At 55.2% G+C, this 13,357-nt stretch carries 16 protein-coding genes; 12 read left to right on the forward strand and 4 right to left on the reverse strand.

Annotation, left to right across the window (positions count from 1 at the left end; translation table 11 throughout):
• Position 1: 1 nt before the first annotated feature.
• The 11 genes from ala to GAH_RS08375 all read left to right on the forward strand — a co-directional run bounded on the left by ala (position 2) and on the right by GAH_RS08375 (position 8,833).
• The gene (gene ala / locus GAH_RS08325; RefSeq protein WP_048096065.1) at positions 2-964 is read left to right on the forward strand and encodes an alanine dehydrogenase; all 963 of its coding nucleotides are present in this window, start codon (positions 2-4) and stop codon (positions 962-964) included.
• A complete protein-coding gene (locus tag GAH_RS08330; RefSeq protein WP_048096068.1) occupies positions 964-1,632 on the forward strand; it encodes a diphthine--ammonia ligase in 669 nt (222 codons plus the stop codon). Before ala ends, GAH_RS08330 begins: the two co-directional genes overlap by 1 nt.
• A gap of 160 nt (positions 1,633-1,792) precedes the next feature.
• Positions 1,793-2,179, forward strand: coding sequence for a class II SORL domain-containing protein (locus GAH_RS08335; RefSeq protein ID WP_052747827.1), 387 nt, complete (start codon positions 1,793-1,795; stop codon positions 2,177-2,179).
• A gap of 1 nt (position 2,180) precedes the next feature.
• Entirely contained in the window at positions 2,181-2,342 is a 162-nt protein-coding gene (gene rd / locus GAH_RS08340; RefSeq protein WP_048096070.1) for a rubredoxin, read from the forward strand.
• Between the two features lie 36 nt (positions 2,343-2,378).
• Positions 2,379-3,557, forward strand: a complete 1,179-nt coding sequence (locus tag GAH_RS08345; protein ID WP_052747876.1) for an FprA family A-type flavoprotein — start codon at positions 2,379-2,381, stop codon at positions 3,555-3,557.
• A gap of 31 nt (positions 3,558-3,588) precedes the next feature.
• Positions 3,589-3,801 (forward strand): sulfurtransferase TusA family protein, encoded by a 213-nt coding sequence (locus tag GAH_RS08350; protein ID WP_048096073.1) that lies wholly within the window; start codon positions 3,589-3,591, stop codon positions 3,799-3,801.
• Positions 3,802-3,841: 40 nt separating this feature from the next.
• Complete coding sequence (locus GAH_RS08355) at positions 3,842-5,221, forward strand: 4-hydroxyphenylacetate 3-hydroxylase N-terminal domain-containing protein (RefSeq protein WP_048096074.1); 1,380 nt, start codon at positions 3,842-3,844, stop codon at positions 5,219-5,221.
• 29 nt (positions 5,222-5,250) lie between these two features.
• Positions 5,251-6,357, forward strand: a complete 1,107-nt coding sequence (locus GAH_RS08360) for a geranylgeranyl reductase family protein (RefSeq protein ID WP_245604113.1) — start codon at positions 5,251-5,253, stop codon at positions 6,355-6,357.
• Positions 6,358-6,426: 69 nt separating this feature from the next.
• Positions 6,427-7,245 (forward strand): F420-dependent methylenetetrahydromethanopterin dehydrogenase, encoded by an 819-nt coding sequence (locus tag GAH_RS08365; protein ID WP_048096860.1) that lies wholly within the window; start codon positions 6,427-6,429, stop codon positions 7,243-7,245.
• A complete protein-coding gene (locus tag GAH_RS08370; protein ID WP_048096077.1) occupies positions 7,242-8,207 on the forward strand; it encodes a potassium channel family protein in 966 nt (321 codons plus the stop codon). Before GAH_RS08365 ends, GAH_RS08370 begins: the two co-directional genes overlap by 4 nt.
• Complete coding sequence (locus tag GAH_RS08375; protein ID WP_048096078.1) at positions 8,204-8,833, forward strand: potassium channel family protein; 630 nt, start codon at positions 8,204-8,206, stop codon at positions 8,831-8,833. The genes GAH_RS08370 and GAH_RS08375 overlap by 4 nt, the downstream gene beginning before the upstream one ends.
• On the opposite strand, the gene GAH_RS08380 is transcribed toward GAH_RS08375, so the two are convergent.
• From GAH_RS08380 to GAH_RS08390, 3 genes are read right to left on the reverse strand one after another with little or no spacing between them, the layout of a single operon-like run.
• Positions 8,811-9,221, reverse strand: coding sequence for a bactofilin family protein (locus tag GAH_RS08380; protein WP_048096079.1), 411 nt, complete (start codon positions 9,219-9,221; stop codon positions 8,811-8,813). The genes GAH_RS08375 and GAH_RS08380 overlap by 23 nt on opposite strands.
• The gene (locus GAH_RS08385) at positions 9,218-9,685 is read right to left on the reverse strand and encodes a PUA domain-containing protein (RefSeq protein ID WP_048096080.1); all 468 of its coding nucleotides are present in this window, start codon (positions 9,683-9,685) and stop codon (positions 9,218-9,220) included. Before GAH_RS08385 ends, GAH_RS08380 begins: the two co-directional genes overlap by 4 nt.
• On the reverse strand, positions 9,675-10,280 hold the full coding sequence (locus GAH_RS08390; RefSeq protein ID WP_048096081.1) for an undecaprenyl diphosphate synthase family protein: 606 nt from the start codon (positions 10,278-10,280) through the stop codon (positions 9,675-9,677). Before GAH_RS08390 ends, GAH_RS08385 begins: the two co-directional genes overlap by 11 nt.
• A 39-nt stretch (positions 10,281-10,319) precedes the next feature.
• Between GAH_RS08390 and GAH_RS08395 the strand changes: the two genes are divergently transcribed.
• A complete protein-coding gene (locus GAH_RS08395) occupies positions 10,320-11,504 on the forward strand; it encodes a TIGR00297 family protein (protein WP_048096082.1) in 1,185 nt (394 codons plus the stop codon).
• On the opposite strand, the gene GAH_RS08400 is transcribed toward GAH_RS08395, so the two are convergent.
• Positions 11,443-13,281 carry a S16 family serine protease gene (locus GAH_RS08400; protein WP_048096083.1) on the reverse strand — a complete coding sequence of 613 codons (1,839 nt, stop codon included), beginning with the start codon at positions 13,279-13,281 and terminating at the stop codon, positions 11,443-11,445. The genes GAH_RS08395 and GAH_RS08400 overlap by 62 nt on opposite strands.
• Positions 13,282-13,357: the final 76 nt, after the last annotated feature.

Consider the following 13,357-nt stretch of genomic DNA (forward strand, 5'->3'; position numbering starts at 1 on the left):
TATGGAGACCCTCATTCTTTCGCGGGATGATGTGGAGAGCATTCTCACAATGGAGATGTGCATGAGAGCTGTGGAGCATGCGTTTGAGCTCCACGGCAAGGGGCTGACCCAGATGCCCGCCAAGATCTACCTCACTTTCGAGAAGGGGGACCTGAGGGCCATGCCCGCCTACATTGAGGGGCATGCCGGCATCAAGTGGGTCAACTCCCACCCCCACAACAGGGAGAAGGGGCTGCCGACGGTAATGGCGCTGCTCATCTACAACGACCCCGAGACGGGCTTTCCCCTCGCGGTGATGGACGCGACGCACATAACGAACATGAGAACCGGGGCGGCGGGAGGAATAGCGGCGAAGTATCTGGCGCGGAAGGACAGCAGGGTTTTCGGTTTTGTTGGGTGCGGAATGCAGGCCAGAACCCAGCTCCTCGCCCTGAAGGAGGTATTCGACGTCGAGGTCGTCAAGTGCTACGATCTGAACGAGAGTGTCGCGAGGGAGTTCGCATCCTTTGCCTCAGAGCTTGGGATTGACGCCAAGGTTACAGGCTTGCAGGACGCCTGCAGCTGTGACGTGCTGACCACAACAACCCCGTCAAGGGAGCCGGTGGTGAAGGACGAGTGGATTGGAGAGGGGGTGCACATCAACGCAATCGGAGCTGATGCACCCGGAAAGCAGGAGCTCGAGTCGAGCATACTGAAGAGGGCGAAGGTTGTTGTAGATGACTACGAGCAGGCGATTCACAGCGGGGAAGTTAACGTGCCAATCTCCAAGGGGGAAATGAGGAAGGAGGACATCTACGCGTCGATAGGGGAGATTGTCGCAGGACTGAAGCCGGGAAGGGAGAGCGAGAAGGAGATAACGATCTTCGACTCAACAGGGCTCGCGATACAGGACATAGCCACCGCAACGCTCGTTTACGAGAGGGCCGTTGAGCTTGGAAAGGGTGTGAGGTTCAGGTTTTTCTGATGAGGGTCGCTTGCCTGATCTCGGGCGGTAAGGACTCGATGCTCGCACTCCACAAAGCCAGCGAGAAGCACGAGATCGCATGCCTGATCTCCATATTCTCCCGCAACCCTGACAGCTACATGTTCCACACGGCCAACATCGAGATGACCGACGCGATAGCCATGGCGCTTGAGAAACCCCTGTTCAAGGTTTTTGTGAGCGGTGAGGAGGAGAAGGAGGTCGATGAGCTATCGGAGCAGCTCTCAGTGCTGGACGTGGACGGAATAGTCATTGGCGGGATCAGGAGCGAGTACCAGAAGAAGAGGTTCGAGTACATCGCTGAAAGTCTTAACCTCGAGCTCATATCGCCGTTATGGCATGTGGACGAGGAGGAGATCGTCAGGGAGGTTGGAAGGCTTTTCGATGCCATAATTGTCAAGACCTCGGCCATGGGACTCGACGATGGTTTTCTGGGGAGGAGGATAGACGAGGAGCTCCTGAAAGATCTGAAGAGGCTGAACGAGAAGTATGGGGTCAACGTTGCGGGAGAGGGGGGAGAGTACGAGTCCCTCGTGCTCGATGCTCCGCTCTACAGGAAGAGGATAGAGATTCTGAGCTACGATGTGGTCAGGGATGGGCTGAGCAGCCAGATGGTGGTCAGAGAATACAGGCTGGTTGAAAAATCGTAAATCTGATTTCAGAAAGGTTAAATAGTATTACATATGTCGAAGCTTAACGAACGAAAATCGTGATCAGGGTTTGTAAGGTTCGAATAAAAACTGGAAGCTGACAGCATAAAACGGAAAATTTTATTAATTTGGTCAATTATAAACAGGTTAAGGTGATTGAATGAGCTGTGAAAACGATTTGTTTTGCGGGGTGAACAGGCCCAAGAGCCTGAACCCCGACGAGATGAGCGACCTCGAGAAGAAGCACACCCCTGTGATCTCGGCTCCTGAGAGAGTCAAGGCAGGGGAGGTGTTCGAGGTCAAGGTTGAGACGGGTGTGTTCATGGCGCACCCTAACGAGTACGGGCACTATTTTGCATGGATTGAGCTGTACCTTGACGATACGCCCGTTGGCAGGGTCAGTTTGCAGCCCGTGGTAAGCTCTCCGAGCGTTGTTTTCAGAGTTTCCGCGACTCACAGTCACGAAGGCAAGAGGAAGTTGAGAGCTCTTGCCTTCTGCAACCTCCACGGTGTTTGGGAGGGTGAAAAGGAGATAGAGGTGGAGTAAAATGGCGAAGTATCAGTGCAAGGTTTGTGGATACGTGTATGATGAGGCTGAAGGGGATCCGGACAACGACATTCCAGCCGGAACCAAGTGGGAGGATCTCCCCGAGGACTGGGTCTGCCCGGTCTGCGGAGCGAGCAAGGAAGACTTCGAGAAGATTGAGTGAGTTCGCTCTTTTTCTCAATTTTTTGAGGTGCTGAAGATGTATGCGGAGATTAAGCCCGGTGTATACTGGGTTGGTGCCGTTGACTGGAACGTGAGGAACTTCCACGGCTACACGACAAAGTACGGAACAACCTACAACGCTTACCTGATCAAGTCCGAAAAGACCGTTCTCGTGGACACCGTGAAGGCGGGATTTGAGGATGAGCTTTTCGGGAAGCTTGACGCCCTCAACGTTGACAGACTCGACTATCTGGTGGTCAACCACATAGAGATGGATCACGCCGGAAGCGTGAGGGCTGTTCTCGAGAGGTATCCGGATGTCAAGATCGTTACCAACGTGAGGGGAAAGAACGGGCTCAAGGAGGCCTACGGAATAGAGCACGAGACTATTGTTGTGAAGACCGGGGACAGACTGGACGTCGGAAAGACCCTGACGTTCATAGAGACCCCGATGGTCCACTGGCCGGACAGCATGGCCACCTATGTGGTGGAGGACAAGGTTCTGATTCCAAACGACGCGTTTGGCGAGCACTTTGCCAGCCACAAGAGGTTTGACGACGAGTTCAGCGACGAGGAGATGGGGGTGATCTTCAGGGAGAACGCGAAGTACTACGCGAACATAGTTCTGCTCTACAGCAAGCAGGTGAGGAAGGTTCTGGACGACATCCAGTCCCTTGGCATCGAGATAGACGTAATAGCCCCGTCCCACGGCATAATCTGGAGGAAGAGGATTCCGGAGATCGTGAAGAAGTACAGGGAGTGGAGCGAGGGTGTGGCAGAGGAGAGGATCGTCATAGCCTACGACACCATGTGGAGGCACACAGAGAGGGCGGTGAAGGAGATCGTGGCGGGAATAGAGGAGGTGGGCGTTGACTACGTCATCTACAGGATCTCGGTCTCAGACGAGACTGAGGTCATGACAGACGTTATGCTGTCTAAGGGGCTGATAGTAGGCAGTCCAACCCTCAACAGGGAGCTGTTCCCCTCCGTCGCCTCGTTCCTGACGTACATGAAGGGTCTCAAGCCGTTCAACAAGGTCGCTGCTGCGTTCGGTAGCTACGGGTGGAGCGGCGAGGCTGTTGGCAGGATAACGGAAATCTTCGAGTCGCTCAAGTTCGATGTCGTCGGCTCTGTGAAGTTCAAGTTCTCTTGCGACGACAAGAGGGAGGAGCTCAGGGAACTCGGAAGGAATGTGGCGGAGAGGGTTAAGGGTTAAGCTTTTTTTCAAAGCTTTTACAAATTTTCACATGAAGGTCGTTGACCTGCGGGGATGCAGGTGCATGGACCACATAGTGAAGCTTGAAAGAGAGACAAGGGACTACACGGGCGTCTTCGAGGTCATCTGCAGCGACTCTTCTGCGTTGCTCGACATAACCGCGTGGGCGCAGAGGAAGGGCGTGGAGATCCTCGAGCAGAAGAAGGATGGGGACATTGTCAGGTTCGTGATGAGAAAGCGGTAATTTCGAAGCTTTTTAATACTTTTACGTTAAAGTTAACTTCATGATAAATGGCGAACAATATCTGGAGAGAATAAAAAGCTATTCCCGCGAAATCTACGTGGCCGGAAAGAGGGTTGATTACGACCACCCCAACATTCAGCCCGTTTTAAGGGCCTTCGCCTTCACGTACGACCTTGCGCTCGAGAGGGGGTATTCCGTGCACTCCGATCTTGTTGGCAAGGAGGTAAATGTCCTCAACGCGTACTACTCAAGCCCCGAGGAGCTGATGAAGAGGTACGACTACCAGAGGGAGCTCAGCATGAGGCTTGCCACCTGCAACTATCGATGCACCGGTGCAGATGCGATAAACGCGTTTGCCGCCGTTCTGAAGGGCGAGGAGAGGGAGAGGTTCCTCAGGCTGCTTAGGGAGATTCAGGAGAACGACTACGCCTGCACCTCCGCCCTGACCGACCCGAAGGGAGACAGGAGTAAGAGGCCCAAGGAGCAGAAGGAGATGTACGTCAGGGTCGTGGAGGAGAGAGATGACGGGATAATTGTGGAGGGTGCGAAGATTCACCAGAGCGGGGCCTTCGCTGCAGACATCAACTTCTTCCTCCCCGGACAGACATTCAAGGAGGGCGAGGAGGAGTTCGCCATAGCATTTGCCCTGAAGCCCGATGACGAGGGCGTGAAGTACATCCTCCAGAACACCGGAGTTCAGGCGAAGCAGAGAGAGGGAGGAGAGTTCGAGTACGGCAACCCATTCGGCGACAGAACCACATGCACGGTCGTCCTCGACAGGGTCTTCGTTCCGTGGGAAAGGGTGTTCGTTTACAGGGATCTGAAGGCTGTCAGAAACCTGCTGATGACGTTCGCCAACTCCCACAGGTGCGTTGGTGCCGCGTGCAAGGCCGGGTTCATCGACTCGATGACCGGTGCGGCGAGCCTGATGATAAAGGCCAACGGGCTTGAGAAGGTCTCAGCCCTAACGTCGAGGCTCGGAGAGATGAGCGCTGTGGCTGAGTCGGCATACGCCATAGCGATTGGTTCGGCTGTCAAGGGGGAGAGCGTAAACGGAACATGGCTGCCAAACGGCCTGATGGCCAACGCCGGGAAGATTGCAGGAGTTGATGGGTTCATAAAGGCAATGAGACACCTCGCGGAGATTGCCGGCGGAATTCCGGGCACAGCCCCTTCGGAGTTCGACCTGAAGAGCGAGGAGGTCGGGGAGTACGTGGAGAGGTTCCTGAGGGGCTCGGAGAACTTTACGGCTGAGGAGAGGATGAGGATAATAAAGTTCATCGAGTTCTGGCTCATGAGCTCCCATTACCTCGGAGCGCTCCATGGAGGAGGGAGCGTCTCTGCAGCGATCATCTTCCTGCAGTACATGTCGGACATAAAGTCCAAGGAGGAGGCTGTGAGAAAGACGATAAACCTTTAATCCAACCCCTCTTTTTTCCAGCGTTGAAGGTGCTCGTTGTTGGTGGTGGGCCGGCCGGAAGCCTCTCTGCGGCAAACCTCTCAGAAAGAGCAGAGGTCACGCTGGTTGAGGCCAAGGGCGCCTCAGGATTCCCAGCCAAGTGCGGGGGGCTGATAAGCGAGGACTGCTTCGAGGCTCTGTCCAGATACTGCAGAGCGAGCAGAGCTCTCCAGAACAGGATAGATGGTGCGTTCTTCTTCTCCCCATCGGGGAGATATGTGGAGCTCAGGGGGAAGAGCAGGGCGGTGGTTGTGGAGAGGAAGGCTCTCGACCCGATGCTTCTGCAGGCCGCTTCAAAAAGCGTGGACGTCAGGATGAAGACGAGGTTTGCTGGAGCAGACGGAGGGAAGGTGAGGCTCGTCGAGCAGGGGGAGGAGAGGTTCGAGAGGTTTGATCTCATAATCGGGGCTGACGGGCCAGAGAGCGTGGTGGCGAGGACTTACGGCTTTGAGAGGCCTGAGATCTTCACCGGGAAGCAGTACCTGATGGAGTTCGAGCCAATCGACGAGAGGATGGTCGAGCTTTACTTTGGAAAGAAATACTCCAGCGGCTTCTTCGCCTACGCAATCCCCGTGGAAAAGGATGTGGCGAGGGTTGGGGTGGTGTCGAGGGAGAACACGTCTGCCCACCTTGAGAGGCTCCTCACCAGTCACCCGTCCGTCTCGGAGAGAGCAGGGAGGAGCATCTACGAGGTCAACTCGGGCCCGATACCCATAGGCCTCGTGGACTTTGTGAGGGATGGGGTGGCGTTGGTGGGAGACTCGGCCGGAATGGTGAAGCCCTACACCGGAGGGGGCATGTACTACCTGCTCAGGGCGGCTGAGCTGCTCGGGGAGCACTTCCCGGACATGGAGGGGTTCAGGAAATCGTATCTCAGGGAGATGGGGAGGGAGTACTCGAGCGGGGAGAGGATCAGGAGGCTCTATGACTCTCTGGACGACGAGGACTACGACTTTCTCATCGAGGTTGCGAGGGATGTGGACTTCTCCTCCCTGCACATGGACAGCCCCTCAACCGCCCTGAAGCTCCTCCCGGAGGTACTGAAGCTCGTTAAGAGACCCTCGATAGCCGTGAAGATTGCCAGAGTTATGGTCTGATTTCTCCGGAGATTGTCAAAAAAAGAAAACGTTTTAACCACTCTTCCGTAATCTTTTTTGGTGATAAAAATGGTAAAGGTTGGAGTTCTGAAGATGGGTGCCATCGGAACGGCTCTTCTCGTGGAGTATCTGCTGGACGAGAGAGCTGACAGGGGAGACATCGAGGTAAGGGTTGTAACGAGCGGCGCCAAGATGCAGCCGGAGGAGGCTGTGGTGGCTGAGAAGCTCAAGGAGTTTGACCCGGACGTTGTGATAGTCATATCTCCGAATGCAGCCCTTCCGGGGCCAAAGGCAGCGAGAGAGGCCTTTGAGGGCAAGCCGGTCATCGTGATCAGCGACGCCCCTGCAAAGAAGGCGAAGGACGAACTGGCCGAGAAGGGCTTCGGGTACATCCTCATCAACGCGGACTCGATGATCGGTGCGAGGAGGGAGTTCCTCGACCCGACCGAGATGGCGCTCTTCAACGCTGACGTAGTGAGGGTGCTGGCCGCAACAGGGGCGTTCAGGATCGTTCAGGAGGAGATCGACAAGGTAATCGAGGCCGTGAAGAAGGGTGAAACGCCAGAACTGCCCAAGATCGTCATAACCGCAGAGAAGGCCGTGAAGGCCGGTAACTTCCAGAACCCGTACGCCAAGGCGAAGGCCATGGCCGCGTTCTACATCGCCGAGAAGGTCGCGGACATCGACGTGAAGGGCTGCTTCATAGAGAAGGATCCGGAGAAGTACATACCGCTCGTCGCCTCAGCTCACGAGATGATGAGGATTGCAGCACAACTCGCCGACGAGGCGAGGGAGATAGAGAAGAGCAACGACACCGTTTACAGAACCCCGCACTCTAAGGACGGAGAAATACTTAAAAAGTTCAAACTCATGGAAAAGCCTGAATGAAGAAAAGGAGCATAATAATCGCAGCTCTCTTCATTTTTTCTATTGCAGATTTATCTCTCATTGCAGTTTACCTCAAGGCGATTGAGGGCGAGAGGATAACACTTCTCGACGGGCTGTACTGGGTCATAACCACGATGACGACCGTGGGTTACGGAGATATAGTCTTCACGTCCCACATCGGAAAGGTCTTCTCGATGTTCGTCCAGCTCTACGGGATCGGGTTCCTCTTCGGCGTGGCTTTTCCGTACATCGTCATACCATGGGCCGAGAGGAGGTTTCTGCTCAGCGTCCCCAAGGAGGTCAACCTCTCGAGGCACATAGTGGTGTTCGGGTACACAAGGCTCACCCCCTTCCTCTGCAGGCAGCTCGAGAGCCTCGGATTGAAGTACGTCATCGTTGAGAGCGCAAGGGAGAATGCGGTCAAGGCCATGGAGATGGGTTACAACGTCATCCTCTCCGAGGTCAGCGAGGAGGTGATAAGGAGGGCAAGGATCGGCAGCGCGATGGCAATAGTCGTGATGTGGGACGACGTGGAGAGGAGTTTGGACGTGCTCCTGACACTCAAGGACTTGAACATCCAGAAAATCGCCATACTCTCCGACCCTTTCTATGCGAAGTACCTCCACTACGCCGGCGTCACGAAGGTGATCACGCCGAAATCAGTGGCTGGAGCGCAGCTTGCGAAGTTCATACTCGAGCGGGAGAGGGGGATGCTGAACATCAAGAACATAATCGGAGACCACGGCATGACGGAGATAATCATTCCCAAGAGGTCTCTCATTGCGGGGATGACGGTTGGGCAGGTGGAGGAGATCTACGGGATAAAGGTCATAGCCGTTTGCGAGGAGGGCAGGATCAGCTTCAGGCCGGGTGAGGGCTACAAGATCAGGGAGGGCAACATTCTGCTCGTCTTTGGGGACCACGAGAGCATAATGGAGTTCTACGGAGGTGTCTACAGGTGAGAGTGCTCCTGATAGGCTTTGGGGACGTGGGTAGAGCCACGGCGAAGATCCTGCTGTCGAAGAACGTGGAGGTCACCGCCATAGACACGAGGGACATCCACATGGATGGAGTGGACTTCCTGAGGAGAGACGCGCTGAGCGAGGAGCTCTGGGAGGAGATAGACCTCGAGAAGTTCTCCTCTGCGATAATAGCCCTTCCAAACGACGTTGATGCGCTGCTCTGCATCATGATGCTCAGGAAGAAGAAGGAAGACTTGCTGATCCTCGCGAGGTGCAACAACCCGGAGTACAGGGAGAAGATGTCGATTGCGGGGGCTGACTACGTGATAGACATTTCGACCATATCATCCCAGATGGTGATATCCTCCATTTTCAGGGAGGAGGCGGAGAAGAAGCTGTTCTACGAGAACATCCACATTAGAACTTACAAGATCGAGGAGGGCTCGGCAATAGTCGGGAAGAGGATTGAGGAGCTGAAGGATGACGTGCTGGTGCTGGCGTACGAGAAGGACGGAAAGGTTTACGAGAGCGGGGCAATAGAGGCCGGCTCAACCCTCGCGGTTGTCGGCAAGATGGAGGATCTGAAGAAGTTCGAGGAGAGGTTCATAACTCCCGGGAGGCAATGATCTTTCCGCCCTCTAACTGGCCTATCTTGGCAAGCCCGTCTATTATGATCCTGTTTGCCCTCACAGCCCCTATCACGCACCCCTCCTTGATTATGACGGAGTCCGCCTGAACGTACCTCCCCTTGCACTTCGGGAAGATCACGACATTTCCGCTCGCCACTATCCTCCCGAACTCGGTCTTTGGGCCGACAATCGCCCTCTTGCAGATTATGTCCCCTCCAACGAAGTTTCTGCCGGCAAGCCTGACCTCCTTCGCCTCCACGTTTCCCCAGAATGTGGCCATTATTCCGGCGAGTATGCTTCCCTCAAACCTCAGGTGCTTGTCTACTATCGAGTCCTTCGCCACTATCAGTGTTTTCCTGTCCCTGCTCAGTCTGTACTTCTTCACCTCTTCACCCCCTGTCTGACCGACACGGCCACGCCCCTCTCGAGCTCGAGCATCTCGAATGCCGAGAGAATGGCCTTCCCAGTTGCCAAAAGCTCGTCCTCCTCGTTTACCACCGCCACTTCGTCGTTTGCCCTTATGCCCTCGTCAACGTCAACCACATGCTTCGCGAACACGTTCTTTCCCTTTGCCACGAACTCCCCCACCCTGCTGTCCACAACAACCCTGAGCCTTGGGTAGGGGAAGTGCTCCTTGAGCCTCCTCGCACCCTCAACGCTTATGGACAGTAAACCGCTGTCCGGCTTCACGGTGGCAATTCTCACGCCACTGTCGAGGATCTGCCTGATCTTTCCGGTCTTTGGAGAGATTATGAACTCGCACGTGTCGGGGAAGAGAGCCTCTCCCGCACCCTCTCCGAACTGGTAGTCCGCCATCACCCTGACGGTTCTCAGGTACCTACCTTCCATAGCGCCTCTCCCTCTTCTGGTACTCCCTCAGAATTCTCAGAAAGTCGATGTATCTTAAGCTTTTCCAGTCGAGGTCGAAGAACACGTGCTCGCTGTAGATCCCCTGCCAGACGAGGAAGTCCTTCGCCTTTAGGCCAGCTCTCAGTATCACGTCGGGCTCAGACCTTATCACGAGCCTCTTTCCCAGATCCTCCTCCCCAACCTCGTCGGGGTCTACTTTGCCGGCAACAACGTCCTCGGCGAGGCTCCTTATCGCGTTTATTATCTCCTCTCTCCCGCCCACGCCGAGGTTTATGTTGACCCTTACCCCTCCACCTCCAAACTCTCTCACAGACTGCCTTGTGATGAGCCTTATCCTGCCCGGTATCCTCTCAGCCACCTCTGCAACATCATCAACCTCAGGATTACCATCTATCGCGAACGTTACCTCCCTGACCCCAAACGCAACGCACCACTCAACGAACCTGATCACCCCACCTGCCCCGCTGAGAAACTCCTCAGGAGTGATTACCACGACGATGTGAGATGGAACAGGGCCTTTCGCAACCTCCCTCTCGAGCTTCTGCCTGTAAACCCTGTAAGCAAAATCCAGCATTAGTTAGCTTTTTATTGCCAACTTTAAAAAAGCTTCCCAATGGACGCAGCGCTGGCGTTGATTGCCTACCTATTTCCCAAGCTCAAGATGCCTCAGGTTCTGGGGCTCGCCTTGGCCCTACTGCTCTACAGGTCGAGGAACCTGAACAGCTTTGCATTCAGAAACGATGTGAGAGAGGACGGTGTGTCCGCAATCCTGACCGCGCTTGTACTTCTCGCCCTCGTCTACCTCGGCAAGCTTCCCGGGTATGCTGTCCTGCCTGCAATCTTCGTGTCCTCCTTCAGAATGCGCCTCCACTACTTCCCCAGCATGGGTGTTTACTTTGTAATGGCCTTCCTGTACCTCAACTACTTCTCCAACCCGTGGGATGAGACGATGCGTGCCCTCATATCCCTCACCCTCGCTCTTGGCTCAACGCTTATAATGCACGCCAACAGGGAGTCGAGCCCCTCCCTCCTGCTGATGCTCACCTCCCTTTCAATACTCCTCGCCTTCGACATCTACAGAATCGACGTGAGCGATTACGAGCTCATACTCGGCTTCGTCTCGGCCTTCATTCTCAGCCTCATCGCCTACAGGTCAGGGGTGGCGGATGAGACTGGCTTAATGGCAGCGACGATCACGGGGATGCTCATAATAGTCTCGGCCGACTTCAGGTTCTTCATCGCCCTGCTCCTCTTCTACGCTGTCGGCTCTGCAGTTACTAAGTACAAGTACCGGCAGAAGGAGATGCTCGGCATCGGCGAGCCTGCGGGTGGGGCGAGAGGGTACGTGAACGTTTTCGCGAACAGCCTCCCGGCGCTGTTCTTCGCGATGAACTACGGATACTTCAGGGAGGAGATTTACGCCATGGCATTCATAGCGAGCCTCTCAACCGCCCTTGGAGATACGATGGCGAGCGAGATTGGCAAGACGGCAGAGAGGGTTTACCTGATCACGACCCTCGAGAGGGTGAGGCCGGGGGTTAGCGGAGGGGTTTCAGCCATAGGTGAGCTCTCCGCTTTTCTCGGCTCTGCGATAATCCCCATCTACGCCACGGTCTCGGGCATACTTCAGCCAGAATACGCGGTGATTGCGATGGTCGCCGGCTTTGCAGGAGTGCACGTGGACAGCCTGCTCGGAGCGACGCTCGAAAATAAGGGGTGGTTGAACAATGCTGGGGTTAACTTCTTCGCGACCCTCTCCTCAGGAGCGCTATGCCTGCTAATAGCGTTAGGGCTGTGACGGCAGAGTACCCGGGAACCTCGTAGAACCTCTTTATCCTCTCCTCCACTATCGTCTGCACCTCTGGGGTGGTCTTCATCTCCGGAGCCTTGTACTCAGCCTTAACGACTTTGACCTCTCCCTTGCCCGCTATTGTTGAGAGCGTCTTTGCGATCTTCTCGGACAGCTTGAAGTAGTACAGCTTCCAGAGCTTGTCGGACGTTTCTGCGAACTCGTAGTAGGCGTAGGCGAGCATGGGAATCGTGTACTTCTCGGCTATGCCTATAGCATTCTCCGCCGCAGCCTTCGCAGCGTCTATCTTCTGGTTGAGGGTCTCCTCGTTCTCGATCCCTATGAGCTCTATGGATATGGCCGACTTCGTCATGCTGTCTATTGCCGAGAGGATCGTTCCCGCGTAGTATCCGTCGTTGTAGAGCTCTTCCGCGAGTTTCAGGCTCTCGTCTGCCGAATTGTCCCCGTAGAGGATCGAGCTGAACCCGCCTATGGACTCCGCGTAGACGAAGAGCGACTCCGCCATGCTCAGGTAGAAGTCAGCCCTCTTCTTGAGCTCGTCCCTGCTCATCAGGTAGTCCTTCTTTATCTCCGGCAGCAGGGACATCCACACCTTCGCGCTCTCCACCCTCTCCTTCGCGAGGGCGAGGTTCGCTATCGCGCTATCCCAGTCGCTCGAGGTCTGGGCCTTCCTCAGGTAGTTCTCGGCCTTAGCCAGCCTCTCTTGAGCGGCTCCAACGATCTGGAATGACGCGAGCCCTATCTCATACGACTCGGCGACCTTCCTCACAGACTCGATCTCGTCCTCTATAACCTTGACCTCAACAGAGAACGAGGAGTCGTCCTGAACCTTGTGGCGGTATATCTTCTCCCTCATCATTATCTTGGCCGTGAAGTATGTGCTCGTTGCCGAGTAGTAGTACCCCTCCCTGTAAAGCTCGTCTCCCTGCTCTATCTTCTTGTCCACGTCCTCCTTCACCTTCTCGTCCGCGACCTTCTCGAACTCCGGATAGAGGGAGAGGGTGTCGTTCTTCATTCTGTCAGCGAGCACCTTCATCAGGTTTGAGTACCTCTCCTGGGTGAACTTCCCCTCCTGTTGCCTCAGCTCCACTCCCGCGTAGTACCTCAGCGCCTCGTTTATGTTCTCGACCTCAACAACCTTGACTCCAAGCTTCCTGCCGTACTCGACCAGATCAACCGTCTTGGTCTCGGGGCTTATTATCACGAACGGGCCCCTCTTGATCTCCTTGGTCTCCTGAACCTTGACGTACCTCTGCCCCTTCGGAATCAGGAACACCTTGGCTCCGCTCTCAGCGGCAGCCTCAAGCTTGTATGGGATCCCTCCAACGGGCCCTATGCTGCCGTCAGGGTAGATCATGCCGGTCATGAACACGTCATCTCTGAGAGTGAGGTTTTCGAGAGCGGCGATGGTGGCGATGGTCATCACAGCTCCCGCAGATGGCCCTCCAACTATGGTGGACTTCGCCTCGATTATGTAGAAGAAGTCGTAGTTCAGGAAGTCCTTTCCAGTCAGATCGCACGCTGTAAGAGCTGAGAGCTGGGCGCTCCCCTGCATGTCGATTTCAGTGAAGGGAGAGACCGAGACGAAAACCTTGCCGTTTCCGGGGGTCACGATTACCGTGATGTCGATGGTCGCTCCCCTGTTCGCCCCACTCACAACGGCCACAGCTTTTATGCTCCTCTCGGTGTAGTTCTCGAACTGGGAAAGTGCAGGGGTGATGAGAAGGAGCACTGCCAGCAGAGCTGAGATGAGCTGCTTTTTCATGGATATTCGTTTCTGCAGCAGTTCAAATAACGTTTTCGGACTCGTGGACAAGTTCCTAAAAGTTCTGAGCAAATTT

This window comes from Geoglobus ahangari (assembly GCF_001006045.1).
Classification (GTDB): Archaea; Halobacteriota; Archaeoglobi; order Archaeoglobales; family Archaeoglobaceae; genus Geoglobus; species Geoglobus ahangari.